A 24,998-nucleotide genomic window follows, 5' to 3' on the forward strand; every position below is an offset into this window, starting at 1 on the left:
ACCTATTACCCTTAAGGGTACTTTGTTAAACTAACTATCTTTAGTTCAATTCTTTTTCTGATAAAACAGCTTTCAAGATGGCCTCCCAACTTTTCTCATGAATCTCGAATTGTTCTAGACTCAAAATATCCTCAACATCTTCATGAAGTAACAACAGTTGTTTTTGGAGTTGCTTACGTATTTTATTATCATTTAAGCCTTTATCCAAGTCATCAAGGCGTTTCATTTTATAAGCATGATAAACAACTATATTATGATAATCTTTTCGAAGTTCTCCGCGTAACTTCATTTTATCCATGCGGTCTTCATACCATAATCTTTGTAACTCTTTTTCGCCTGAGGAAAAAATATCAACTTTGTATTCGAGTCGTTCTTTTTGTTCGTCTGTTAATTCTTGTGCTTGTATATTGAAAAAACAAAAACAAGCCAAAAAGATTGTGATGAAGTGAGTACCATACATATCTATATAATTTTATAAACAACAATGACATTAGAATTCTTAGTGAAGATAATTCGATATTAATGTTGAATTACTAATAATTTAAGTGAAGTGACCTAAATTAAACGTGAAATATCTCAACTTAACATTGAAATCTTTTTTTCATATAAAGCCTAATATTTTACTTAAAAATAAATACTTTATTATATACTATGATTATCAATTTGGTTCAAGCCAAACATGTATTTATAATCTATGAGAATTTATAAAAACTATAATTTTCAACGAATTTTTATACTAAAATGAGGATGAAATTTTATCTAATATACTTTCCAAATCAGGACTATTAAAACGAATAAATTTTTAAACAACAAGTTAATGAACAGTTATTGATCCTTATTGTTTATTTTAATCTGATTTTATCTATACTATTAAGCCATTCTTTATGTATCCTAATACGTTATAAACTCGGAATAACTTCTATTGTGCTACCACAGGTTAACATCTCATCACCAAAGTAAGGATTACGTATTTCTTTTTCTGTACTAAGCCATACGGCCCCTTTGTTACTATTTGCCATAGGGCATTTTTGTATGTAAAGTGTGTTTTTAAATGATGTAACATTCGTAATAAGCGCAATCAAATTTTCATTAAGTGTTACATAAAAAGATCGTTGCTTTTCTAAATCTTTATTTGAAGATATTGATGTTAATAAATCAATACTATTTAGAAAGTATTCCTTTTCTAATTTACCTAAATCACTTTTCATTAACCCCTGCATTTTTTCGGATGTTGCTTTAGCAAAAACTGAGACTTGATTGGCATCACTGGCTACAAAAGCATCTTTCATTTGTAAATAAGATACAAGAACAGATTGAAAAGCTATTTGAACACTTTCTGGTAATTTCATTTCTATCATTACATCACTATCGCTATTTTCTTGTGTTCTTATATTTTTATCCTTACTCAATATTGTTTTGACACTTGGTTTGTTCATCATTGACTTTTTACCTTGTAACTGGGCAGCGGCATCCACAGTAAATGTACCATTGGTAACAATTTCGTCTCCATTTTTTAAACCTGATACAATAGTATATGAATCTGTATTACGAGTGCCTATTATTACTTCTCGCATTTCAAAAACAGGACTGTTAGGATCTGTTTTTACGTACACCAAAGAACGTTTTCCTGTCCACAAAAGTGCACTTGCAGGAATACTTACTAATTTTTCTGTAACATTAATCGAACTTTGGATTTTTCCTGATACAAACATGCCAGGTTTGAGTAAACTTTTCTTGTTTTCTAATGTTGTGCGTACCGTTACTGTTCTTGTACTTGTATTAAGAATAGGATCAATAAACGAAATAACAGCATCAAACTGCTTATTTGGATATGCATTTGTAGAAACTTTTATTTTTTGTCCTTTCTTAAATTGAGAAATTTGATTTTCATAAACATCAAATTCTGCCCATACCGTATTTAAGTTTGTTACTTTAAAGATAGGTTTTCCATCCATAATATGTGCTCCATTGCTAACACCTATTTCACTAACAACACCTGAAACATGGGAATAAATAGTAAAACTTGTTTTTGTTTTACCAGTTTTTATAACCTCATCTAGTTGTGAATCATGAATTTTCCAGTTTTTAAACTTGTTGCGTACTGCTTTATATAATTGTGGCTGCGATTCTCTTAGCGTATAGGTTGTCATTAATTCTTGTTGGGCAGCTACTAATTCTGGAGAATATATGGTAGCGACAGCTTGTCCTTTTTTAACACTTTCACCTATCGAAGTAATATACAATTTTTCTATTCTACCATTAAAATGGGCAGGTTGAATTGCTACTTTATCTTCATTAATTACAATCTTACCTGATAATGAAATTGTTTCCTTTTCTTTACCTGTTGATGCATTACCTATAATACTCGTTTGAATATTTGCTAATGCCATTGCATTTTCGGTCATTTTGATTTCATTCGGTTCCAAACCACTTTCTCCAGAAGTTCTTGGGATTAAATCCATTCCGCAGATGGGACAATCACCCGATTCTGATTGCATAATCTGTGGATGCATTGAGCACGTCCAAATTTGGTTATCAGAAGCTACATGTTCATGATCATCTAACATTTTTTCTTGTGCCGTAGAAGCATTATGACTACCAAACAATACATAACCTGTAAGTACTCCTATACCAACTGCAATACCGAGATATAAAATGTTTTTATTCATACTATATAATTCACTAACATTAGTACTGCCATTACTATCATAATTGCATTTTCTATAAAAGTAGCTTCAGTCATTGGTAGCTTAAGAGCTGTTCCTAGACATGCACATTGAATAGCTTTTTTGTCCAACAAAGTTTTGGTAACCCCTATTGTAGTTATACCCAAAATGATGATTGTAACAACGAGAGCTATAAAAATTTCAAATCGTAATAAAAACAGTAATCCTAATCCCATTTCTATAAACGGGTATATTCGACCATATATGGGAATCTTTTTTGCTAACGGATCATACATTGCAAAACTATCAGGAAATCCTTTTAAATCTAATAATTTAAAAAAGCTGAATACAATATAAAATAACCCCATAAAGTCAAGCATCATTTCGCTTACATTCCAATCCTTACGATGAATAAGTATACTCGCTACTGTAATATAGCCCAAAATAAGAAGTAAAGGTTTTAATTGCTCAAGCTTTGATTTACCTGTTTTTTTTACCGTAGATGAGTCATTCTCTATAACTGGATGCCCTCGTTTTGGGGTAATCGTATATTTTTCTGGTAGTACAGATTCTAAATCATGAATCTTAATCGGTTTTTCTGTCGCAATAATGGCTTCTCCTTTTTCTAGGTTTACCGTGGCCATTTTTACTTCGGGTATTCCATTAAGTTTTTTTTCGACACCTGTTCGGCATCCATTACAAGTCATTCCTGTAATTGTATATATCTCTGTCATTTTCTTTTCTTTTTTAATCTAGTAATGATACCTCTGTACTATTCTTAAATATGCTATCAGAATTACTAGTTGTTTTTATTCATGTTGATGATCAACATGTTCGGAATCATTATTAGGCACATAAGCCATACTACATACAGGGCATTTACCTTCTTTATCGCTCCCGCTTCCTTTGCAATGCATAGGACAAACGTAAGCAGCAGTATATTCTTTACCTTTACTTTCGTTTATCACTTCGATATTAGTTTCTGTAGTACTGCCTTTACAAGATATTATTAAAACTGTTGTAACTACTAGTAAGGCCGTTAAAATTGATTTTATTTTTTTACTCATTGTATTTTGTTTATTTCGACAATAATAATTTTTTAAATTTCATTGTTTTGTCTTATTCTGCTATTAAATAATTAACTATCGCACTTTCCTCATAATATGCCGATATAGCACTTATTTGATTGATTTTAAACTTTAAACCTAGCTCTTGTATATCCAATAACTCATTAAAATTAATAGCTTCGGCTTCATAGCCTTTTATAAGAATTTCTTCGGCATCATTGGTTTGCTTTATATTCTTAACTTGCATATTATATTGTATCCTTGCTTGATTTCGTCTTGATATTGCTTTCGCAAAAGCAGACTCTAAAACATTTAATCGATTATCCTTTTGAGACGTTATTTCTAGCTGTTTAAGCTCATTCTGTTTACTTTTTGAATCATACTTTTTATTAAAAACAGGAATGGATACCGAAATCATAGGCATAAGAATATCTTTCCCATTATCAGAAAAACTCAAATCAGGTCTTTCAGAAACAGGTACATAATCCAATCCAAAACCTATCATGGGATTATGTTCAGATTTATTTAATACTTCTGATTGTACTACAGACTCATACAATTTATCGTATTTAAGTAGCTCTGGATTAAATGGTAATCTATTGCTATCATATACTGCATCTTCTTTTGGTAACGATAATTCTTCTAAGATATTAACTACAACATTTCCTTCTCTGTTCAGGAGTTTATTAAAGGTTATTTGTTCTCCTAAATACGCTTCATCTAATACTTCTACTTGTTGTTGTAATTCATTTTGTCGTATCTGTAGGCGTAGCACATCAACCACAGAAGCTTTACCTACTTCTACCGATGTTAATGCTAGTTTTTCATATGTTTTTAAGAGTCGAATATTTTCATTGAGTACTTTTTGTTTTGCTTTTATAGTATAAAGCCTATAATATGACTGAGAAACAGAAAGTGTTAATTTTCGTTTTGCAATGGCGATTTCTACATATTCGGCATCTGCCATTGCACTTGCGTAATTTTCTCTAGCGGTAATGGCACCAAACCAAGGTAATTTCTGTCTTGCCGAAAATCGTGCACGTTGTGCTCCTGTTCTAGTTTCTGGTTCACTTACAAAGTAACCTGCACTAAATTCTGTATTTGGAATCCAGTTGGCTTCATTTATTTTTTCCTCGGCTATATTGTGTCGAAGAAGGTATCCTTGAATCTCTGGATTATTGCGTTTTGCATCTTCAATAAAAGATTGTAATTGTTGTGCTTCAATAAAGTGAAAAGTGAAAACAAACAAAACACAAATCGTAATTTTAATATTTTTCATTTGTTCGCTATTTTTAATTTAAATTCTTCTCTCCAGCTGTATAAAACAGGTACAATAAAATAAGATGTAACATCAATCACCATTCCTCCTAGAATCGGGATAGCCATTGGTATCATAATATCACTTCCTTTACCTGTAGAAGTTAATATAGGAAACAGGGCAAGGACTGTTGTTACTGTAGTCATTAAACAAGGGCGGATTCTTTTTTGAGCAGCCTCTAATGCTGTATCTCGAATACTACTTTTGCTTGTTGGTTTATCTCGATCAAAAGTTTGCGTAAGATACGTTGCCATTACTACTCCATCATCAGTCGCGATTCCAAATAATGCAATGAACCCTATCCAAACTGCCACACTTAAATTGATAGTTTTCATATTAAACAATTCTCGCATATTCTCCCCAAACAGGTTAAAATTAAAAAACCAATCCTGACCATAGAGCCAAATCATAATAAAGCCTCCTGCAAAAGCGATAGCAATGCTAGTAAATACCATAAGAGACGTAGTCACTGATTTGAACTGGAAATACAAAATCAAAAAGATACTTATAAGTGCTAATGGAACTACAAGCGAAAGTGTTTTTTGCGCTCGTAGTTGATTTTCATAAGTTCCTGTAAATTGATAACTAACTCCTTTGGGAATAATTAATTCTCCTGTAGCTATCTTTTGTTTAAACAAAGCTTGTGCACTTTCTACTACATCGACTTCTGCAAAACCATCAAGCTTATCAAATAACACATACCCTACAAGGAATGTGTCTTCACTTTTAATTACTTGTGGTCCTTGCTCATAACGAATATCAACTAATTCGCCAAGAGGTATTGGATTACCCTTTTTTAAAGGAACATAAATCGTTTTAAGATCGTCTATATTACCTCGTAACTCTCTAGGATAACGTACTCGAACTCTGTAACGTTCACGACCTTCGACAGTCTGTGTAAGAGGCACCCCTCCTACAGCTACTTGCAAAACTTGTTGTACATCTGTAATTGATATGCCGTACCTTGCTAGCTGTTCTCTTTTGATATCAATTAATACATACGGTTTACCTACAATACGATCTGCAAAAACAGCTTGTTCTTTTACACCTTTTACTTGTTTTAGCATAGTTTCTAATCGTATACCAAAAGTCTCTATTTGAGTCAAATTCTGACCTTTTATTTTAATCCCCATAGGCGCTCGCATTCCTGTTTGGAGCATTACCAATCGGGTCTCAATAGGTTGCAATTTAGGGGCAGAAGTTATTCCTGGTAATCTCGTAACTTTTATTATTTCGTTCCAAATATCATCTGGATTCTTAATTTGAGGGCGCCAATTACGATAAAACTCACCATCTTGGTCCTTAACTAAGTGTTCTCTTTTAACAGTGAATGGATCTCTTAGTTTATCAGCGTAATGCTTGATTTTTTCATGATCTATATCTGAATTGGGATTGATTGTAAAGCTATTATCTTTTAATACAAAAAGCCCATCTTCGTTTACTTTGTAACGTTGTCTCTTTGATTTGGTATTACGCATATATTCAGATTTATACTGAATCATATTTTCATACATCGATAATGGTGCTGGGTCCAGCGCCGACTCTATTCTTCCGGCTTTACCAACGACAGTTTTTATTTCGGGGATTGTAGCCACTGCCATATCTAGCTGTTGTAACACACGTTTATTCTCTTCTACTCCAGCATGTGGTAAGGAAGTAGGCATTAGTAAAAAAGAACCTTCATCTAGTGATGGCATAAATTCTTTTCCAGTAGTATTCATTATCCACAATCCAGAAATAAAGACGATTGTAGGAATGATAAGAAACAATACTTTATTTTCTAAAGCCCATCTCAAAATCTGCTCGTAATATCTTTTAAAAACTATAAAAATTCCCAAAACCACAAAACAAATTATAGCCACAAAAATTAAGTTTACAGCTATACTTCTATCAAAACCTAAGGGTCGCCAATATTGGGCAAGAATACCTATGATAGCAATGACAGAAATGATTACTTTAATTAAGTTTCCCTTTATCTCATCAAGCGTACCTCTTATTTTTAGAATACCTGCTATACCAAATGCAAGTAGGATGACACCTAACCAATACCCCAAAATTATTGCTACTATTCCTAATACTAGGAGTAAAATATGTATTATGTATTTTAATGATAATTTGGTATTTCTTTTTTTAAATAAATACGCTGCAAATGGAGGTATTAAAAACAAAGCAATGATCAACGCAGCCAAAAGGGCCATTGTTTTGGTAAAAGCAAGCGGACGAAATAATTTTCCTTCGGCACCTATCATTGCAAAAACAGGTACAAAACTAATTATTGTGGTAAGCACTGCTGTTAGGATAGCTCCCGAAACCTCTGTCGTCGCATTATACATAATCTCGTTAGTTGTATATGCTATACCATTTTCTCGAAAGCGCAACTTATCATCATCCATATGCCGTATCATATTTTCGGATAGGATGACGCCAATATCAACCATTGTGCCTATTGCTATTGCTATACCTGATAGCGCTACTATATTTGCGTCTACATTACATAACTTCATAGTCACAAAAACCATCAAAACAGCAACTGGTAATACTCCTGAAATCAAAATAGAAACTCTTAGGTTAAAAACCATAACAACGATCACCAAAATGGTAATCAAAATCTCTAAAATCAATGCCTCATGAAGTGTATCTAGTGTCTCTTTTATAAGTATTGTTCGATCATAAAAAGGAACTACCGTAAGTTGAGATACACGACCATCTGTTAGTACTTTTGACGGTAATCCTTCTTTTAATTCCTCTATTTTTGTTTTCACATTATTGATGACCTCCATTGGGTTTGCACCGTAGCGAGACACGACAACGCCACCAACAACTTCTGCCCCTTCTTTATCCAAAATACCTCGTCTGCTAGCAGGTCCTAACGTAACATTTGCAATATCTTTAATTTTTAGAGATGCGAAATTTTCTGAAGCAACTACCGCATTTTCTATATCTGCAATAGATTTTACATACCCCAAACCACGAACAAAATATTCAGCTTGATTGATTTCTAGGGTTTGTGCTCCTATATCTTGATTACTCTCTTTAACCGCCTTTACAACATGTTTTAATTTCACGTTATATTGTCTCATTTTTTCAGGATCTACATCTACCTGATACTCCTGAACATAACCTCCAACAGAAGCTACCTCGGCTACTCCTCCTACAGAAGATAGCGCATATTTAATGTAATAATCTTGTATACTTCGTAGTTCATGTAAATTCCAACCTCCTGTTACCTTACCTTGTTTATCTCTACCTTCTAGAGTATACCAAAAAATTTGCCCTAAACCAGTAGCATCTGGTCCCAATACGGGATTTACATTTTGCGGTAGCAAACCATTTGGCAAAGAATTTAGTTTTTCAAGAATTCTACTTCTAGACCAATAAAACTCTACATCTTCTTCAAAAATGATATAGATACTCGAAAATCCGAACATAGATGAACTTCGAATAGTTTTGACTCCAGGAACACCTAGTAATGCTGTCGTTAAAGGATATGTAATTTGATCCTCTATATCTTGAGGAGAACGACCTTGCCATTTGGTAAATACAATTTGTTGGTTTTCTCCAATATCTGGAATTGCATCAACAGAAACGGGGTGGCTTGGTAAGAAACCTATATCCCAATTAAAAGGTGTATTAATGATACCCCAGCCTACAAATAGGAGTAACAATACTACTGCGACAAGTTTATTTTCGATTAAGAATTTTATGCTTTTATTGAGCATACATGTGATTTTTAGACATTAATACATAGATGTTTTCGAAGTTATTTCACAAACTACAAAATCAATTCAAGGCCTAACTAAATAGATGCATCTATCTATTTACTTGGAACATAATCTAAAAATCAAATAAGGAAAACCTGATGTAGCACTTGTACATCTTGTTTAATATAGGGTGGTGAATACGCTGTAAAAGGAATCTTGGTTTCTTCAATCCCCTCAAAAAGATTGATATAAGAATAAATAAAAGATGTAATAAAAATCTCTTGTTCAAGATTTATGGTTTTGCTAGTATCTTTTAAGTTGTCTTGCCCTTCAATAATTATCTTTTTATCTGAACAACATGACTTTTTAGTAAACGACAAATCTATATTTTGGTTATTGTATTGTTGCATTTCCATGCCACAAGACTTGGCTTCTTTAAACAATGCTACATCAACCAATGTATTACCACAATAATGCATATCTATAGTAAATGACATCGTAGTTATAAGAACTACGAAAGCCATACTTATCGACATTATTTTATGAAATACATTTCTCATTATCACAAAAATATTAATTTTTTTAATACCGACTCTGTATTAACAGTATTAATTATTCAATAAGCTGAAGTCCTTTTAGATCAATAATTCTAATATTACGACCTTCTATATCAATAAGTTTATCTTTTTTAAAACCCGATAATGTGCGTATCAAACTCTCGGTAGCAATCCCTGCAACGCTTGCCAAATCATTTCTTGATATTTTAATACTGTCTTCTGGTTTCTTATTAAGTACTTGTGCAAATTGCAAAATGGTTTGGGCTGTTTTTTTACGCACAGAGCTATAGGCCATTTGCAATAATTGTTCTTTGATTTCTGAAAGATTATCTGTTAATAATTCCATTAACTCTAGAGAGATATTTTTACTTCTTTCTAGTATATCTTTTAAATCATTTTTTGAAACACCAGCCAATTCGGCTTCTTCTACTGCTGTTGCAGATTCTTGATAAGGTATCGTATCCATAAAAGAGGTAAATCCTAAAAAATCGTCTGCCTTATACAAAGCGGTAATAAGTTCTTTGCCTCCTTCATCCATTTTATGAGTTTTGATAACTCCTTTTAAAATCAAATAAATTTTATTTGAGTGCTCTCCTTCTTTGTAGATTGTTTCTCCCTTTTTAAATTCTGAAATTTCGCCGTTGTCATCAAAAAAATTTTTAAGCTCATGCAGACTTCTTAAACCTTTATCTTCTTTTGTACCTTGTTCGGTCACTGCATTTTCTTCTAATACATTAGCAAGCAACTGTGCTTTTGCTAAACGACTTTCTATAGCACTAAGCAATTCTTCTTCGTCAAAAGGTTTGGTTAAATAATCATCTGCTCCTAAATCCATACCTTTTCTTATTTCTTTGTGCTCAGTCTTGGCCGACAAAAAAATGAACGGAATATGGCTTGTCGAAGCATCACCAGACAAGCTTTCTAAAACACCATAGCCATCGACCTCTGGCATCATAATATCGCAAACGATAATATCAGGCTTCTCATCTTTAGCTTTAATAATACCTGTTTTTCCATTTGGAGAGGTAATTACATTATAATTAGACAACTCTAACAGTTCTGCGGTATTTTCTCTTAATGCTGTATCGTCTTCTATTAGTAATATAGTTTTCATACTGATTGGTCATTATTAGTAACTGGTATTTTTAAAATGAAAGTAGATCCCTTATTTTCTTGGCTAGTAAAAGTTATACTACCTCCTAAATTTTCTATGTGACTTTTTACAATGTTTAACCCTATTCCTGTACCTTGATCTAACAACGCATTTTCTGCTCTAAAGTATCGTTTAAAAATAAATTGTTGTTCTTTTTCTGGAATTCCGATTCCTTGATCAATAATTTTAAATACTAGTGTTTTTTCTTCTAATTTTACTTGTAAATCAATAACACTATGCTCGCCTGAATATTTTACAGCATTATGAATCAGGTTAGACAAAATTAGTTCCAGTATTTTTTCATCAAAATCTATAGTGTAATCATCTACATCTTGAGGATAATTAATACGTTGTCCATCTTTAAGAAGCATATTAGCGTTATAAATTACCTCGTTAATCACTTTACTTAATGGAAACGAGCTAAACTTATAGGATACTTTTCCTGTTTCTAGTCGTTCGATAGATAAAAAATCATTTAGAATAGTATCTAGATATTTTACTTTGTTTTTTATGGTACCCAAATGTTTTTCTCTTTTAGACTGTTGGTCTTCTTGGGTATATTTACCTATTAAGGTGGCAGAGGTAAGGATACCGCTTAATGGTGTTTTAAATTCATGAGACACTAACGATAAAAACTTAGTTTTTAACTCATTAAGATCTTGTTCTTTTTTTAAGGACTCTTTAGTTTTTGCTTCTGCTTCTTTACGAAGTTTAACTTCTTCTTTTAATTCTTTTATTGTACTATGAAGTTCTTCTGTACGCAACTCGATTTTACGTTCTAACTGAGAATTTAATTCTGTTATCTGTTGTTGTTGTTGTTTTCTAATGGTAATATCCGTAATCAAAGCCATTACATAATTACTGCCATAAATTGTAAATGGATTAAGTCCTGCTTCTACAGGAAAAATAGTACCATCTTTTCGTATTCCAAAAAGATCTTGCCCGGTGCCCATGTGCCTTTTAGATTTATGTTTTGTAAACCTATCAAAATGCCCATCGTGACTATGATGATACTCTTTAGGAATTAAAATATTTAATGGTTTCCCTACTAATTCATCCTCTTCATATCCAAAAATCTCATTTGCAGATCCATTATTAGCAACAATAATTTGTTCGTTATTAACAACAACTATAGCTTCTGAAATAGCCTCAGAAAGCAACCTAAAAATATTATTGTTTTTTTCAAAAACCTTCATTCTTCAAAAATAGTGATTTTATAAAGTTACAATAACTGATATATCTCATAAAAAAGAGTATAGTCCCTGCTAAAATTATCATAAAGTAGTTTCCAAAAATACTAACTAAAAGAGAATATTAAGATTAGCAAAAAATCTTTACTAATAATAGCGAAACGATTAAATTTCTAAATCCAAAAATGCTAAAAATCTATATAGTTTTATAATTTTTAGATTAGAAACAATTATGGCGATTCGTTTCTGGAAATTATACGAATTAAAAAACTTAAGAACCTAGACTCATTTTTGAAGAATAGGCCTTAAATTCGGTGCTAAAGCAAAAGGTTACTATATTTATCTCATGAAAAAAAAGAAAAGAATAACGCTAAAAGATATTGCAAATGAATTTAGTGTTTCTATTGCGACTGTTTCAAAAGCTTTAAACGACAGTTATGAAATAAGCACAAAAACTAAAACTAAAATTCAGGAATATGCCAAAGAACATAAGTACAGATCAAATAGTGTTGCTCTTAATTTAAATCAAAAAAAAACTAAAACAATTGGCGTAATCATTCCAAACATTTTGAATCATTTTTTTACTAAAGTATTTGTTGGTATAGAAAAAACCGCTACTGCCAATGGATATAACCTTATCACTTGTATATCTAATGAATCTTATGAAAAAGAAGTTAATGCAATGGAGCTTCTTAAAAACTCTGCATTAGATGGTTTCATACTATCAATTGCCGAAGAAACACAGATAAAACAAAATTTTAGTCATTTTCAAAATGCAATTAATGAAGGAATTCCAATTGTAATGTTTGATCGTGTAGCTGATGAGATTTCTTGTGATAAAGTCATTGTTAATGATAAAGAGGGCGCATATAACGCCACTAATCATTTTATAGAAACAGGATGCAAAAATATTGCCATTGTATCTACAATTCATAATCTTAGTGTAGGTAAACTGAGGTTAGAAGGATATAAGAAAGCTTTACGTGAAGCTGGTATCCCGTTAGATGAGTCAATGATTTTAAAAGTAGATGAATTTAATGATATAGATACTTTATTAAAAATTCTACTAGACTCTAAAGTTGTTGATGCAATATTGTGTTTAGAAGAAGATTCTGCTGTAAATACACTAAGAATGTTACACTCAAAAGCATACAAGGTACCTGAGGATATTTCTTTAATCGGTTTTACAAATGGTGTTTTGCCAAGATATGTTACACCCGCGATAACAACCATTAGCCAACATGGTATTTATTTAGGTGAAACCGCTACACAGATGTTGATTGAAAAATTGGAAAATGAAAACACCCAAACATCTCACGTTACCAAAGTTATCAAAACCAACCTTATAGAACGAGAAACTACTAAACCTCTAAGCTACTAAATCATCTTACTAAAACGAAAAGTACTACTATTTTCGTAAAATTCGCCAGCTTTTAAAAAAGCCGAAGGAAAATGATCATAATTTGGTGCATCCGGAAAGTTTTGCGTTTCAAAACATATAGCAGGAAACGCTGTATAGGCTATTCCTTTTCTAAAATCCCAATCTGGGAATTCTTCTACCGTATAAATAACTACAGCTGGTTGATTGGTTAAAATATCCATTCTAATCCCTGTTCTCTCAGACATTAAAGTAGCTTTAGCTTCTTGTTCAGGATCAAAAACAAAAGCATTATCAATAATATTACCAGGTTCTAGCTTATGAAGTCCTTTTGATACTAAAAAATCATATTTTGTACCTATTACTGGTTTTAAAATCCCTGTTGGCAATTGTTTTTCGTCTACATCTACAAACTTCGAACAATTTAATTGAAGAGTATGATCCTTTATCGAATCCTCACCATTAAGATTGTAATACGCATGGTTAGTTAAGTTTACTATAGTATCCTGATCGGAAACTGCGTGGTAGGTAATCTTTAATTCATTATCATTTGTTAATTGATAAATTACCTTTACATTAAGATTACCAGGGTACCCTTCTTCCATATCTTCACTTTGGTAAGAGAGTGTTATTGCAGATTGATCGTCATCTATATAAGCTATTTCCCAAACACTTTCATCAAAACCATGTTCTCCACCATGTAAATGCACTCCTTCTTCATGATAAAGTGGATAATCTATATTATTTATTTCTATTTTTTTGTTGGAAATCCTACCTGCATATCTTCCTATAGAAGCTCCAAGAAATTTTGACTCTTTATTTTTAGATTTTTGTATATAATCTGTTATTGAGTCAAACCCAGCAACAACATTCGTATATCCCCCAGATATATCAGGAACATCTAAACTCATAATACTTGCTCCAAAATTAGTTACGCGAAGGCGCATTCCGTGGTCATTTTCTAATGATAAAACAAAAACTTCTTTTTGTTGATGAAAACCAAATGATTTCTGTTTTATCTTTATATTTTTTGTCCTCAAATTTAAGTTTCTTAATATCAGTTCTTTCTTTGACTTAGTTTGATATAGTCTTTATCTATGATAAAAGTAACTACTCTATATCATTTTTTATAATTCTTTTTAATTCTTTTTTCCAATTCTCGTAAGCTACTTTATATTCTTCTTGATTTTTAAGAGGTGAATATGTCTTGACATAATCATTTTGCGTAACTATTGTTCCAAAATCTTTAAAACTACCATTAGTCAATCCAGCTGCTCTAGCCGCGCCTATTGCTCCTGTAGTATTATAAATTTCTATCTCCTGATCTATGAGCGTAGCTACGGTATTTGAAAATATATCTGAGCGAAATAAATTGTCATTTCCAGCTCGTATAATTTTGATTGGTGTTCCGTCCTTTTTTAAAATCTCCATACCATATACAAAAGAAAAAGCTATTCCCTCAAGAGCTGCTCTTAAAATATGTGATCGTGTATGTATGTTTAAATTAAGGTTACTAATATGGGTCCCAATAGTCTTATTATCAAACATACGTTCGGCTCCATTACCAAAAGGAATGAGTTGCAAATTATCAGATCCAACAGGAATTTCGGCAGCATAAGTATTCATCATTTGATAAGAATCTGTTTCTAATTTAAGATTCTTCTTTAACCATCTATATTGAATCCCAGCACCATTAATGCATAATAGTTTTCCTATTCGAACCTGTTCTGTATCATGATTTACATGCGCAAAATTATTTAATTTTAATCCTTCTTTGGCATATAACGTATCTGTTACTGCATAAAGCACCCCTGAAGTTCCTCCTGTTGCAGCTACTTCTCCTTGATTGAACACGTTAAGGGATAATGCATTATTAGGCTGATCACCTGCTCTATATAAAACTGGAATGCCACTTACTAGACCACTAGCCTCTGCTCCTTCTGGAGATAATTTTCCTTGATCTGAAAATGTAGATACTATTTCAGGAATTAGATCTGGAGTTATATCATAGTGTTCTAATAACCATTGCGCGGGCTTATCTTCTTTAAAATCCCAAAGTGTACCTTCAGACAAACCGGATTTTGTTGTATTGGCAATACCAGTAAACTTATACGCTATGTAATCTCCAGGGAGTAAGAATTTATGAATTTTTTTATATTCTTCTGGCTCATTATCTCTAACCCATTTTAGTTTAGACGCCGTAAAATTGGCTGGTGAATTAAGTAGTGTACTCATGCATTTTTCTTCTCCTATCGTTTCAAAAGCATTATTACCAATAGCAACAGCTCTACTATCACACCAGATGATCGCATCTCTAATCAGGGAACCTTTATCATCTATTAATACCAAACCATGCATCTGATACGAAATACCAATGCCAATGATTTCTTCTGAATTTACTTTGCATTCTTTAAGTATTCGTTTTGAAGCGGTGCAAACGTGTTTCCACCAAAGCTCTGGATTTTGCTCTGCCCATTCTTCATGAACTGAGACAATTTCCATTTCCTCTTCAGGCTCATTTACGGATGCTATGGATTTTCCTGTTGTTGCATTTACTAGAGCTGCCTTTACAGAAGAACTACCTATATCAAATCCTATATAATACATCTTGCATTTTTTTAGTTATGACAAAAATTGAATTTACTAAACAAAAACAAAACATCTATCCTAAAAATTATCGAAAACATAAGCAATAAGTTTTCGTAATTAGTTTTCAAAATTAAATAGGTTGTGCTATAGACTTTGCGGATTAACGGCTAAACTATTAAACAACTTCGCTTTAGCTTTAAAAAACTTATTTTGTACCTCTACTGATTTTAATTTAGCATTAATAAGACTACGCTCTCGAGAATTGATTAAAAACAAAGAACTTTCTCCAAAACTAAATTTACGTTCTTCTGCAGCAAGTAATGTATTATAATCTGTAACAATCGTTGCTATAAGTTGATTTTGTGTTGTAAAAGACTCTAACTCTGCATAAATACCTATTACTTTATTTTTGATTTGTAGTTGAGTAGTCTCTAATTCAAATTCGGCATCTTGCACTTTGTATTTGGCCAATTTTAAATCTCCCCGTTCTTTTCGTAGAAAAAGAGGAAACCTAAATGAAACACCACCCTTGTACTCTGCAGTAGTAAAAGATCTTGACACTTCTGGAGTCTCGGTTAAAAAATTATATTCTAGGTCTATTTTAGGCAATAATTTATTGGCTTTTAATTTTCTATCGATTTCTAATCCTTCGATTTTATAATTTAATGATTTCAATTTAGGGTGATTTTCTAATGTAAAATCACTTAACGGACTTCCTTCTATTTCTAAAGTCACATCAATATCTGTTTCTACGTTGGGATCAGGAATGACATTTGGTTGTAACTCTACCGGAATGTTATTCTCAAACCATAAAAAGTTTGATAAGATTAAAGATTGTTTTGTTAGCTTCACTTTTGCTTGTTCAAGACTAAGCGCTCTATTCTGAAATGTAATTTTGGCTTCTACGGTATCAATTGCCGCTTTATCCCCTAAAAGCACACTTTTTTTAATACCTTCAAAACGTATTTTAGCATTTTTTAAAAAACTATCATATATTTCTTTTTCATTATATGCTTTTAACCAATCAAAATAGGCCAATGATGCATCGTAAAGGATAGTATTAATTAAAATATCTCTATCTGCTTTTGTTTGTTCTCTAAAAAATTTAGCCTTACGAAGTGTAGCCATTCTATCGTTGATCACTAAACCTTGTCCAATAGGAATAGAAATACCTGCATTAAATAGTCCGTCTTGAGGGACAGAGTTCTGCGGGTTTAAAAAATCTCCATCATTTTGCTCAAAACCGCCTTTAAATTCTATACCGTACCACGTAGGCACTTTAAATGTAGCATTTAACAGATCGTAATATTCTAGTCCTTTAAATTTTTTACGATCATAATCTATCTCTAATTTAGGGTCAAAACCTCCGCGGGCTTTCATAAGTTTGGCTTGACCTATCCCTATGTTTAGCTGTGCTTGTTTAGCTACAGGGTGATATTTTTTTACATATCCCAAGTATTCTTTAAACTTGAGAGCGACATTATCGTTTTCTTGAGAACATATAGAAGTCACAATAAAAAACAAGACATAAAACAGGTAGTTCTTCATGTTATTTTTTTTCGGATTTCTCTTTTTTTCCATTAGGCTGATAATAATTAGGAGGGAAACCATTAAGTTTTCGCCAAAGTTCAAACCAAATAGGTACGTCTTCAAGCAAGGCCATTGTATTTGCTCCGGAACCAATCTGGATTTTTGGCCACTCATGATCATCTGGATCTGGAGCTATTAGTATTCTATACTTTCCATTGTCACTTATAAAAGTTTCTATAGCCACTACCTTACCTCCGTATGTTCCATAAGATACATTAGGCCAACCACTAAATATGATTGCCGGCCAACCATCAAATTGAATTCGTATTTTTTCTCCAATATGAACTAATGGTAAATCTAATGGTTTTACGTACGTTTCTACTGCCAGATCGTAAACTGAAGGCATAATACTTACTAATTTATCTCCTTCTTTAAATGTCTCACCAACTCCAGACCTCAACGCTTTATTAATATAACCACTTTGTGGAGCTTTGATATAATACAAATCATTACGCATTTCATAATTCGTATATTGATTCTCTAGTTTCGTTACTTGCGCTTCTGCATCAAATTGATTTGACTGTGCTGTAAAACGATCACTCTGGGATTTAGATATTTTATCTGTATACTCTGCCCGTATGCGGTTTATCTCTACTTGGGCGTTAATTATTTCGTTTTTACTGGCAAGCAATTTATTTTCTTGAGAGATCAATTTGGCTTGTGTTTCTTGCAACTTTAACCGTTTCTCTTCTACATCTGTAAGTGCTTTTAATCCCTCTTTTTCAAGTTGAACAACACGATTATATTGGCGTTCTGCTATTGTAATATTAGTCTTCGCAGCCTCAAAATTAATACTATCACTCTGTACCTTAAGCTTGGATTGTAAAAGTTTATTTTTGGCTTGTTGTAGTTTTAGACTTCTTTCATTAACAAGGGCTGCTGCCTGATTTTCTAGTGCTTTTACTTTTCCTTCGTATGAAGTTACCGACATAGATTTTGCTTTGATCTGTTGTCCTGTACGTGCCACTAGATTAGGATCAAAATACTCATTCTTAATCTCTGATACAAACAAGATCGTATCTCCTTTTGATACAAAGTCACCTTCTTTTACGTACCATTTTTCTATTTTACCCGGTATTGGTGACTGAATCGTTTGAGGCCTTTGATCAGGTTTTAAAGTGGTCAGGTAACCATTACCAGAAATATTCTGAGTCCAAGGTAAAAACAAAGCAATTACCGCTGATATTGCAAACACCTTTAAAAAGCGATTAAAATACTTGTAATGCTTTTTATGAGAGACTTTTTGTACAGCGTTATACTGCGATAAATCTACTTTTTTATTTAATGTATTATGTGTGATGTTTAGCATAGCAACCTATTTTTCACTAACAATTTTTCCTTTTTCAATATTTATTACTCGTCCGCATTTACCTATCCATTTGTTGTTCTGACTTACTACAACAAGTGCCCATGGGTTAGAGGGTTCTGTAAGAAAATTCATGATACGAGTTACCTCAATTTCTTCAAACTGATCCAAAGGATCTTTTAATATCAAAAGTTTAGGTTTTCTAACAATACTTCTTGCCAAGACTATTTTTTTAGAGACCGTATAAGACATTTGTTTTCCTTCAGGATGAAGAATTGTATTTAATCCTTTTGTCTGTTCTTTTACAAACTGAGTTAATCCAACTTTTTCTATAGCCCAGTATACATCTTCAATAGGAATATGACTATCACCAAAAGTGATGTTTTCTAAAATTGTCCCCTCAAAAGGAGACTCTTCTGTTAAGGATTGACCTAAGTGAGAACGGTAATAATTAAGGTTGATACCACTAAGTTCTACGTTATTGATATAAATACTACCGCTATTTGGTTCTATTAGGCCTGCTATAAGACGCAGTAATGTTGATTTTCCGGAACCATTAGATCCTTGAACCAAAATTGTACATTTTTCTGAAATTTTCAATGAAACATCATCTAAAATTTTCTTTCTCCCTTCTGGAGTAGCGTAAGAAACATGATCTAACTCTACAGTAAATCCATGATTTTCTTTAAAAGGTTTTTCTCCTTCTTGTGGTTCAAGATCTTTATCAACAACTTGTCCAAGTTTTTCTAAAGATGTTAGGACATCGTAAAATGATTCTAAACCTGTAATTAGTTTCTCAACCGAGCCTATAACTAATACAATGATGATTTCGGCAGCGACAAACTGCCCTATATTCATTTCTTGATTAAGTACTAATATTCCTCCAATTAGTAAGAGTCCTGCAGTCACTAAGACCTTAAAGCCTATCATTTGGATAAACTGTAGTACTAACACCTTGAAATGACTTTCTCTTGCAGACAAATATTCGGTTACTAAAACATCATTTTTTTGTAAGGCAAGATTTGTTTTACCCGATAATTTAAAACTTACTATGGACCTTGCAATTTCTTGTATCCAATGTGCTACTTTATATTTACTTTTTGATTCTTTCAGACTTGTTTCGAGCCCTCTTTTTGCCGTGTATTTAAATACGATGTAAACAAGAAGCAATAACAATATACCGTAGATGATAAAAAACGGATGGTAAAAAGACAGTAGCATTAACCCAAATAAAATTTGTAATAATGCAGCAGGAAAATCTACTAATATTTTAGCTAAACCTTTTTGAGTTGTTAATGTATCGAAAAAACGATTTGCGAGTTCTGGCGGATAATAATCACGCAACTCACTCATCTTAATTTTAGGAAATCGATAAGAAAACTCAAAAGAAGCTCTTGTAAAAATCTTTTGCTGTACATTTTCGATGATTCTAATTTGCATAAGCTGTAAAACTCCTGCAAACACAACTCCCAGGGTTACCAGGATTACCAAAACCACCCAAGAGGTACTAATTTGGGCTCCTTGTACTAAATTTATTATTGCTTGAATCCCTAATGGAAGTGAAAGGTTAACTAAACCTGCAAAAATTGCATAATAGAATGTTTGCAAAATATCCTTTCTATCCAGCTGCAGAAGACCAATTAGCCTCTGCCAAGCGGTCAAATTCTTTTTGGGCATTTTTTATTTTTTTAATGAATTAAACACTAAATCTATGAAGTAAGCTGAAGGTGTAATCTGTTGATCGCAATCGGTTAACGAAGGGAAGTGCTCCTTAAGAAAGTGTTGATGCAAGGCTCCTTCAATTATAGTACTTGACAGACTAGCAGGATAACGGTATTCACTATCATATTCTATGATTATATCCTTAATTCGGTTAGCTAAGCGCTTGTATATAGAAAAATACCCCTCTTTATTTTCCTCATCAACTTCTTTTGTTAGGTACGACTTTGAGTATTCATTAATAACAATTTTATTTAGTAAAACTTCATTAATATGCGAGAAGGAGGAATCTTCTTTAACGGATCTGGTAACAATATCTATAGCTTTTTTCAATTTTTCTTCGGGATTAGAAATACTATTGGTTGAAAAAACCAATTGATATTCTAACCATCCCCAATACCAACATGTTAAATATAAAAGTAGCTTGTGTTTGTTTTCGAAATATCTGTAAATAGAACTTTCGTTAGACCCTATTTTTTCTCCTAGCTTTTTAAAAGTAAAACCTTCAAAACCTATTTCCTGAATCATTAGGATACTATGCTCTATTATTCTCTTACCTAACAATGATGATTCTGGATCCTTGATATAAATCTTATCATTAATTCTAACCTTTAAATCTTGAAGTAAATATTTCATCGTTTGTCTTTATTACTATTTATCATTATCTTATATACATCCCTTAATTACTCGCATGCATATATTAATTACAATTTTAAAAGCGCTAATTACTAAACTAACTTAAAATTATCTCACGCAAAATTAAAAGTATTACTATTACGTTTCAATAGATTAACTTTTATTTAACCAATTTCTTTTACAAATTCGTTGTACTATCTATAATTTTGTATTTATAAATTAATCCATAACACCCTGTAAAACAATGAAAAACATTATAATAATTGCTTTATTCATAACATGTACTGTTTATGGGCAACAAGACAATACGACCTCACAAAACTCTGTTAAAGTAGGAGATATATTCATTATTGGCGCTCCATCTAGTTCTAATTATCAATCTGTTTTTTTTCCTAAAAACAACTTTATCATCAAAAAAGGAGGAATTCCAAATTATAAAAGGATTAGAGGAACTTATGTAGTTACAACATCAGTTACTAAAGACCAGGAGGGCAGTACTAAAATCTCTTTAAAACGGAAAGATGGTAAGAAATTTTTTAATAGTATAACTCAAATACAGGCACATCTAGAAAATGCCTTAGTCCAAAACGAACTTAAATTAGCTCGATAAAAAAAACCATCCCAAGTATACTTGGGATGGTCTATAAAAGTTCAAAGTTTTTATAATTTTATATATTACTGATATAGTGCTCTCAATGCTGTTATATCAGTATTTGTAAATTCTCCATCTTCGTTACTTCCAAAACAAGCTAACATAATAGAATCAGCTCTATCAGAACTTGGAGTACCATTAATTAAAATTGCTCCAACTCCAGCAGTACCTTCGTTAGAGTTTTGACCACAACTTTGACGAGATCTCCAGTCTTGGTGACGGAACCCTATAGAGTGTCCTATCTCATGACCTATAACGTGCTCATTTACGTTGTTACCAAAAGAACTAGTACCAGCATTGATCTGGATAAATTTGTTTGCTCTACCACCGCTAGGGAATCCAGCAGATCCACCACCACCTCCTCGGTTATTATTATAAACAACCATATCAGCAGCTTGGAAATTAGTTCCAAAAGTTAGTCTGAAATTAAGTCTTAGACCTAATCTATTATAATTATCAACAGCCCAACGCAATCCTGTCTGCATTGTACCTGTTAATGCATTACCTGAACCAGTATATCCTAAGATATCGATAGTTCTGTTTGCACCTGTAACAAGATTGTTTGTTCTAAATTGCTTAGTACCGTCTTTATTTGTTGACAAAGCAATCTCATTTAATTGACTCATAGCCACAAATACATCATCAGCCATGATACCTTCTTTAGTAACACCATCTAATGTAGTTTGGCTTGTAATGAAAGCATTGTTAGGGTTAATTCCCCCAGCTAATAATGCGTTGATTTGTGCTTTAGATAATTGTTGATTTACAACCGGTGCAGTTTCGTTTGAAACTTCGTCTTTTTGGCAAGAAGTTACGACTCCAGCCACGATAGCGCATAGCGCTAATACTTTGATTTTCTTCATTTCTAATAAGTTGAGTTTGTGTAGTTATATAAAAAAGAGTAGTTAGCTCCCTTCTATTATGCAATTTTTTAAAAAACTTTGAACTTTTTTATATTTTGCGAGCTGAATATATGATATTTTTTTTTAATTCTGAGTTAATTTTTTGAACTATTCTCTGGAAATATGGTAAAACCGTAAGATTACTTTAAAAAAAACTAGGAAACATTAATTCCCGGAAAACCAAAAAATCGATTAAATGCAAGTTAAGCACTGGCCATTAATCTATTAAAAAACTGTTAAAACAGTAGAAAAATGATAATAATCATACTCCATGAAAAAAGCTAAAAAAAATATAAAAAGAAATCTTTTTCCTACAAATTATAAATTTTAAATTGTAAGTGTTAAAAAAAACTTAATTTAATCGAATTGTTAAAAACTGAATGATTTTTAGAATATACGAATCTTCTAAAAAAAATCATAACCTACTAATAATCAAATAAAAAAAGCCCATTAAAATGAGCTTTTTTTATTTGATTATTTTAATGTTGTTATACTATTTCTGCACTAAGACCTGCTTGTAGTAATTTAGAACATCTAGGAACTAACTCGTTATACGCTCCTGTTTTTACCGTACATTTTCCTTTATAGTGAACTAATAAAGCGCACTGTTCAGCCTGTACTGGACTATGTTCACAGGTACAAATTAGGGTTTCTATTACATGATCAAAAGTATTAACATCATCATTGTATAACACAATTTCGCTATTATCGTGATCAACCGTCTTTTCTAAAACTTGTTCTTCTACTTTTTCCTGAGTACTCATGAGAGAATTATTTTGTACAAATATAATAACTTAGTCAACTACTTTATCAATTCGCATATTATTTTAACGTATAAGACGCTGCTATCCAATTATTTCTATTGATATGCTTAGTAAAATTTAACTTATGTTTTACACATTCTTCAGAAATCATATCTAGATCTTCCTTATAAAACCCGCTTAGAAACAATTTCCCGTCTGATCTTAAAGCACTTGAATAATGCTTAATATCGTTCAATAATATATTACGATTAATATTCGCTATGATTATATCATAACTTTTGCCTGATAATAAGGATACATCTCCTTCATAGGCCGTTATATGATCACAGTGGTTACGTTCTACATTTTCTATAGTATTAAGATAACACCAATTATCAATATCTATTGCATCAATTTCGTTTGCCCCTCTCATTTCTGCTAAAATCGCCAATACTCCGGTTCCGCAGCCCATATCCAAAACTTTTTTATTTTTCAAATCAGTTTTCAAAAGGTGTTGAATCATCATATGTGTGGTTTCATGATGTCCAGTACCAAATGACATTTTAGGTTCTATAATAATATCATAATCCGTATTAGGTTTTTCATGAAATGGAGCTCTTACACTACAAACATCTTCAACTATAATAGGGTTAAAATTCTTTTCCCACTCTTTATTCCAATTAACCTGTTCTATAACTTCTGAGGTATACTCGATTTCAAATTCACCAGAACTAAGAATATGAATATCATTAAGTATATTATCGTTCCATTCGCCTTTCTGAATAAATGCATTTACACCATCTTCTGTTTCAACAAAACTTTCAAACCCAGCATTTCCTAATTCTGCTATTAGAATCTCAGAAGCGGGCTGCAGAGGCTTGATTTTAAAATAATATCCAAGATATATTGGGACTGACATAGTTAATTTGTTTTAATTCAAAAATACTCTTTATAGCTATAAAGAGCATCTCAATTGTTACCTGAGATGCTCTTTTACTACCTAATTGATTTATTCTTATATGTGCTTATAGTGCATTTGCTATTGCCGCGAAACTATCTGCATCTAAAGCTGCACCACCGATTAATCCTCCATCAACATCGGGCTTTGCAAATATCTCTTCGGCATTATTTGGTTTAACACTACCCCCGTATAAAATAGAAACTTCATCGGCAATTTCTTGAGAATATGCTTTACTAATAGTAGTTCTAATAAATGCATGCATTTCCTGTGCTTGTTCTGGTGAAGCCGTCTCTCCTGTACCTATTGCCCAAACTGGTTCATAAGCTAGAATGACGTTTTTCCAATTGTCTTCAGTTATGTGAAACAATCCGTTTTTTAATTGACTTTCTACAAGTGAAAAGTGTGTTTCATTTTTACGATCTTTCAATTCTTCTCCGAAACAAAAGATAATTGTCATATTGTTTTTTAAAGCAGCATCGACTTTCTTCGCCAATAAATCATCTGTTTCTCCAAAATATGCTCGACGCTCACTATGCCCCAAAATAACAGTTTGTACCCCTACGCTTTTTAACATATCGGCAGAAATCTCACCTGTAAATGCTCCATTTTCAGACTGATGCATGTTTTGTGCGGCAACTGTGATATCTACTGACTTTAACTCTTCTACTGCTTTATATAGATTTGTAAACGTAGGAGTTACAATAACTTCTACTCCTGACACATTACCCACTTTGGTTTTTAAGTTTGAAAGCAATGTTTCGGTTTCTGCCAGATTTTTGTTCATTTTCCAATTTCCGGCTACAATTTTTTTTCTCATTAATTTAAAATTTATGTTGTGGTTAACAGTATGGTTATATAGTATATATGAAT

At 32.2% G+C, this 24,998-nt stretch carries 21 protein-coding genes; 2 read left to right on the forward strand and 19 right to left on the reverse strand.

The features are described from left to right. Window positions 1-40 precede the first annotated feature (40 nt). The 9 genes from AWE51_RS13760 to AWE51_RS13800 form a co-directional block, all read right to left on the reverse strand. A complete protein-coding gene (locus AWE51_RS13760; RefSeq protein WP_066314364.1) occupies window positions 41-460 on the reverse strand; it encodes a hypothetical protein in 420 nt (139 codons plus the stop codon). A 439-nt stretch (window positions 461-899) separates the two neighbouring features. Beyond that, window positions 900-2,669 carry an efflux RND transporter periplasmic adaptor subunit gene (locus AWE51_RS13765; protein WP_066314366.1) on the reverse strand — a complete coding sequence of 590 codons (1,770 nt, stop codon included), beginning with the start codon at window positions 2,667-2,669 and terminating at the stop codon, window positions 900-902. Next, window positions 2,666-3,400 (reverse strand): heavy-metal-associated domain-containing protein, encoded by a 735-nt coding sequence (locus tag AWE51_RS13770; protein WP_066314370.1) that lies wholly within the window; start codon window positions 3,398-3,400, stop codon window positions 2,666-2,668. Before AWE51_RS13770 ends, AWE51_RS13765 begins: the two co-directional genes overlap by 4 nt. Window positions 3,401-3,475: 75 nt before the next feature. Next, complete coding sequence (locus AWE51_RS13775; RefSeq protein WP_066314371.1) at window positions 3,476-3,733, reverse strand: heavy metal-binding domain-containing protein; 258 nt, start codon at window positions 3,731-3,733, stop codon at window positions 3,476-3,478. 52 nt (window positions 3,734-3,785) lie between these two features. Then, window positions 3,786-5,012, reverse strand: a complete 1,227-nt coding sequence (locus tag AWE51_RS13780) for a TolC family protein (protein WP_066314372.1) — start codon at window positions 5,010-5,012, stop codon at window positions 3,786-3,788. Beyond that, entirely contained in the window at window positions 5,009-8,770 is a 3,762-nt protein-coding gene (locus tag AWE51_RS13785) for an efflux RND transporter permease subunit (protein ID WP_066314374.1), read from the reverse strand. Before AWE51_RS13785 ends, AWE51_RS13780 begins: the two co-directional genes overlap by 4 nt. Before the next feature lie 122 nt (window positions 8,771-8,892). Then, the gene (locus AWE51_RS13790) at window positions 8,893-9,312 is read right to left on the reverse strand and encodes an HYC_CC_PP family protein (RefSeq protein WP_066314375.1); all 420 of its coding nucleotides are present in this window, start codon (window positions 9,310-9,312) and stop codon (window positions 8,893-8,895) included. A gap of 52 nt (window positions 9,313-9,364) precedes the next feature. After that, window positions 9,365-10,423, reverse strand: coding sequence for a response regulator (locus tag AWE51_RS13795; protein WP_066314377.1), 1,059 nt, complete (start codon window positions 10,421-10,423; stop codon window positions 9,365-9,367). Continuing rightward, window positions 10,420-11,658, reverse strand: coding sequence for a PAS domain-containing sensor histidine kinase (locus AWE51_RS13800; RefSeq protein ID WP_066314379.1), 1,239 nt, complete (start codon window positions 11,656-11,658; stop codon window positions 10,420-10,422). Before AWE51_RS13800 ends, AWE51_RS13795 begins: the two co-directional genes overlap by 4 nt. A 340-nt stretch (window positions 11,659-11,998) precedes the next feature. Between AWE51_RS13800 and AWE51_RS13805 the strand changes: the two genes are divergently transcribed. Further along, window positions 11,999-13,033, forward strand: a complete 1,035-nt coding sequence (locus tag AWE51_RS13805) for a LacI family DNA-binding transcriptional regulator (protein ID WP_066314380.1) — start codon at window positions 11,999-12,001, stop codon at window positions 13,031-13,033. Here AWE51_RS13805 and AWE51_RS13810 read toward each other — a convergent pair. The 6 genes from AWE51_RS13810 to AWE51_RS13835 all read right to left on the reverse strand — a co-directional run bounded on the left by AWE51_RS13810 (window position 13,030) and on the right by AWE51_RS13835 (window position 20,870). Further along, window positions 13,030-14,070, reverse strand: coding sequence for an aldose epimerase family protein (locus AWE51_RS13810; protein WP_082832439.1), 1,041 nt, complete (start codon window positions 14,068-14,070; stop codon window positions 13,030-13,032). The two genes, AWE51_RS13805 and AWE51_RS13810, sit on opposite strands and share 4 nt — an antisense overlap. Before the next feature lie 70 nt (window positions 14,071-14,140). Further along, window positions 14,141-15,637, reverse strand: coding sequence for a xylulokinase (locus AWE51_RS13815; protein ID WP_066314381.1), 1,497 nt, complete (start codon window positions 15,635-15,637; stop codon window positions 14,141-14,143). A 126-nt stretch (window positions 15,638-15,763) separates the two neighbouring features. Beyond that, window positions 15,764-17,167 (reverse strand): TolC family protein, encoded by a 1,404-nt coding sequence (locus AWE51_RS13820; protein ID WP_066314669.1) that lies wholly within the window; start codon window positions 17,165-17,167, stop codon window positions 15,764-15,766. Window position 17,168: 1 nt separating this feature from the next. Further along, window positions 17,169-18,518: an HlyD family secretion protein gene (locus AWE51_RS13825; RefSeq protein ID WP_066314382.1), complete on the reverse strand. Its 1,350-nt coding sequence runs from the start codon at window positions 18,516-18,518 to the stop codon at window positions 17,169-17,171. A 6-nt stretch (window positions 18,519-18,524) separates the two neighbouring features. After that, window positions 18,525-20,192 carry a peptidase domain-containing ABC transporter gene (locus tag AWE51_RS13830; protein WP_066314383.1) on the reverse strand — a complete coding sequence of 556 codons (1,668 nt, stop codon included), beginning with the start codon at window positions 20,190-20,192 and terminating at the stop codon, window positions 18,525-18,527. Between the two features lie 3 nt (window positions 20,193-20,195). Then, window positions 20,196-20,870: a TetR/AcrR family transcriptional regulator gene (locus tag AWE51_RS13835; protein ID WP_066314385.1), complete on the reverse strand. Its 675-nt coding sequence runs from the start codon at window positions 20,868-20,870 to the stop codon at window positions 20,196-20,198. A gap of 244 nt (window positions 20,871-21,114) precedes the next feature. On the opposite strand from AWE51_RS13835, the gene AWE51_RS13840 reads away from it, so the two are divergent. Next, the gene (locus AWE51_RS13840; protein ID WP_066314387.1) at window positions 21,115-21,480 is read left to right on the forward strand and encodes a hypothetical protein; all 366 of its coding nucleotides are present in this window, start codon (window positions 21,115-21,117) and stop codon (window positions 21,478-21,480) included. Between the two features lie 65 nt (window positions 21,481-21,545). Here AWE51_RS13840 and AWE51_RS13845 read toward each other — a convergent pair whose 3' ends face one another. The 4 genes from AWE51_RS13845 to tpiA all read right to left on the reverse strand — a co-directional run bounded on the left by AWE51_RS13845 (window position 21,546) and on the right by tpiA (window position 24,945). After that, window positions 21,546-22,385, reverse strand: coding sequence for a M57 family metalloprotease (locus tag AWE51_RS13845; RefSeq protein ID WP_066314388.1), 840 nt, complete (start codon window positions 22,383-22,385; stop codon window positions 21,546-21,548). 527 nt (window positions 22,386-22,912) lie between these two features. After that, window positions 22,913-23,188 (reverse strand): ATP-dependent Clp protease adaptor ClpS, encoded by a 276-nt coding sequence (locus tag AWE51_RS13850; protein WP_066314389.1) that lies wholly within the window; start codon window positions 23,186-23,188, stop codon window positions 22,913-22,915. 58 nt (window positions 23,189-23,246) lie between these two features. Further along, window positions 23,247-24,086: a 50S ribosomal protein L11 methyltransferase gene (prmA, locus tag AWE51_RS13855; protein ID WP_066314390.1), complete on the reverse strand. Its 840-nt coding sequence runs from the start codon at window positions 24,084-24,086 to the stop codon at window positions 23,247-23,249. Between the two features lie 106 nt (window positions 24,087-24,192). Continuing rightward, window positions 24,193-24,945, reverse strand: a complete 753-nt coding sequence (gene tpiA, locus AWE51_RS13860) for a triose-phosphate isomerase (protein WP_066314392.1) — start codon at window positions 24,943-24,945, stop codon at window positions 24,193-24,195. Window positions 24,946-24,998: the final 53 nt, after the last annotated feature.

The sequence above is a fragment of the Aquimarina aggregata genome (genome assembly GCF_001632745.1).
Lineage (GTDB): Bacteria > Bacteroidota > Bacteroidia > Flavobacteriales > Flavobacteriaceae > Aquimarina > Aquimarina aggregata.

Coding starts and splice junctions, on each gene's coding strand:
- AWE51_RS13830 (WP_066314383.1), bottom strand. CDS start 20,192: ATGCCCAAAAAGAATTTGACCGCTTGGCAGAGGCTAATTGGTCTTCTG.
- AWE51_RS13840 (WP_066314387.1), top strand. CDS start 21,115: ATGAAAAACATTATAATAATTGCTTTATTCATAACATGTACTGTTTAT.
- AWE51_RS13795 (WP_066314377.1), bottom strand. CDS start 10,423: ATGAAAACTATATTACTAATAGAAGACGATACAGCATTAAGAGAAAAT.
- tpiA (WP_066314392.1), bottom strand. CDS start 24,945: ATGAGAAAAAAAATTGTAGCCGGAAATTGGAAAATGAACAAAAATCTG.
- AWE51_RS13785 (WP_066314374.1), bottom strand. CDS start 8,770: ATGCTCAATAAAAGCATAAAATTCTTAATCGAAAATAAACTTGTCGCA.
- AWE51_RS13800 (WP_066314379.1), bottom strand. CDS start 11,658: ATGAAGGTTTTTGAAAAAAACAATAATATTTTTAGGTTGCTTTCTGAG.
- AWE51_RS13765 (WP_066314366.1), bottom strand. CDS start 2,669: ATGAATAAAAACATTTTATATCTCGGTATTGCAGTTGGTATAGGAGTA.
- AWE51_RS13835 (WP_066314385.1), bottom strand. CDS start 20,870: ATGAAATATTTACTTCAAGATTTAAAGGTTAGAATTAATGATAAGATT.
- AWE51_RS13760 (WP_066314364.1), bottom strand. CDS start 460: ATGTATGGTACTCACTTCATCACAATCTTTTTGGCTTGTTTTTGTTTT.
- AWE51_RS13775 (WP_066314371.1), bottom strand. CDS start 3,733: ATGAGTAAAAAAATAAAATCAATTTTAACGGCCTTACTAGTAGTTACA.
- AWE51_RS13845 (WP_066314388.1), bottom strand. CDS start 22,385: ATGAAGAAAATCAAAGTATTAGCGCTATGCGCTATCGTGGCTGGAGTC.
- AWE51_RS13820 (WP_066314669.1), bottom strand. CDS start 17,167: ATGAAGAACTACCTGTTTTATGTCTTGTTTTTTATTGTGACTTCTATA.
- prmA (WP_066314390.1), bottom strand. CDS start 24,086: ATGTCAGTCCCAATATATCTTGGATATTATTTTAAAATCAAGCCTCTG.
- AWE51_RS13825 (WP_066314382.1), bottom strand. CDS start 18,518: ATGCTAAACATCACACATAATACATTAAATAAAAAAGTAGATTTATCG.
- AWE51_RS13780 (WP_066314372.1), bottom strand. CDS start 5,012: ATGAAAAATATTAAAATTACGATTTGTGTTTTGTTTGTTTTCACTTTT.
- AWE51_RS13790 (WP_066314375.1), bottom strand. CDS start 9,312: ATGAGAAATGTATTTCATAAAATAATGTCGATAAGTATGGCTTTCGTA.
- AWE51_RS13805 (WP_066314380.1), top strand. CDS start 11,999: ATGAAAAAAAAGAAAAGAATAACGCTAAAAGATATTGCAAATGAATTT.
- AWE51_RS13770 (WP_066314370.1), bottom strand. CDS start 3,400: ATGACAGAGATATATACAATTACAGGAATGACTTGTAATGGATGCCGA.
- AWE51_RS13815 (WP_066314381.1), bottom strand. CDS start 15,637: ATGTATTATATAGGATTTGATATAGGTAGTTCTTCTGTAAAGGCAGCT.
- AWE51_RS13850 (WP_066314389.1), bottom strand. CDS start 23,188: ATGAGTACTCAGGAAAAAGTAGAAGAACAAGTTTTAGAAAAGACGGTT.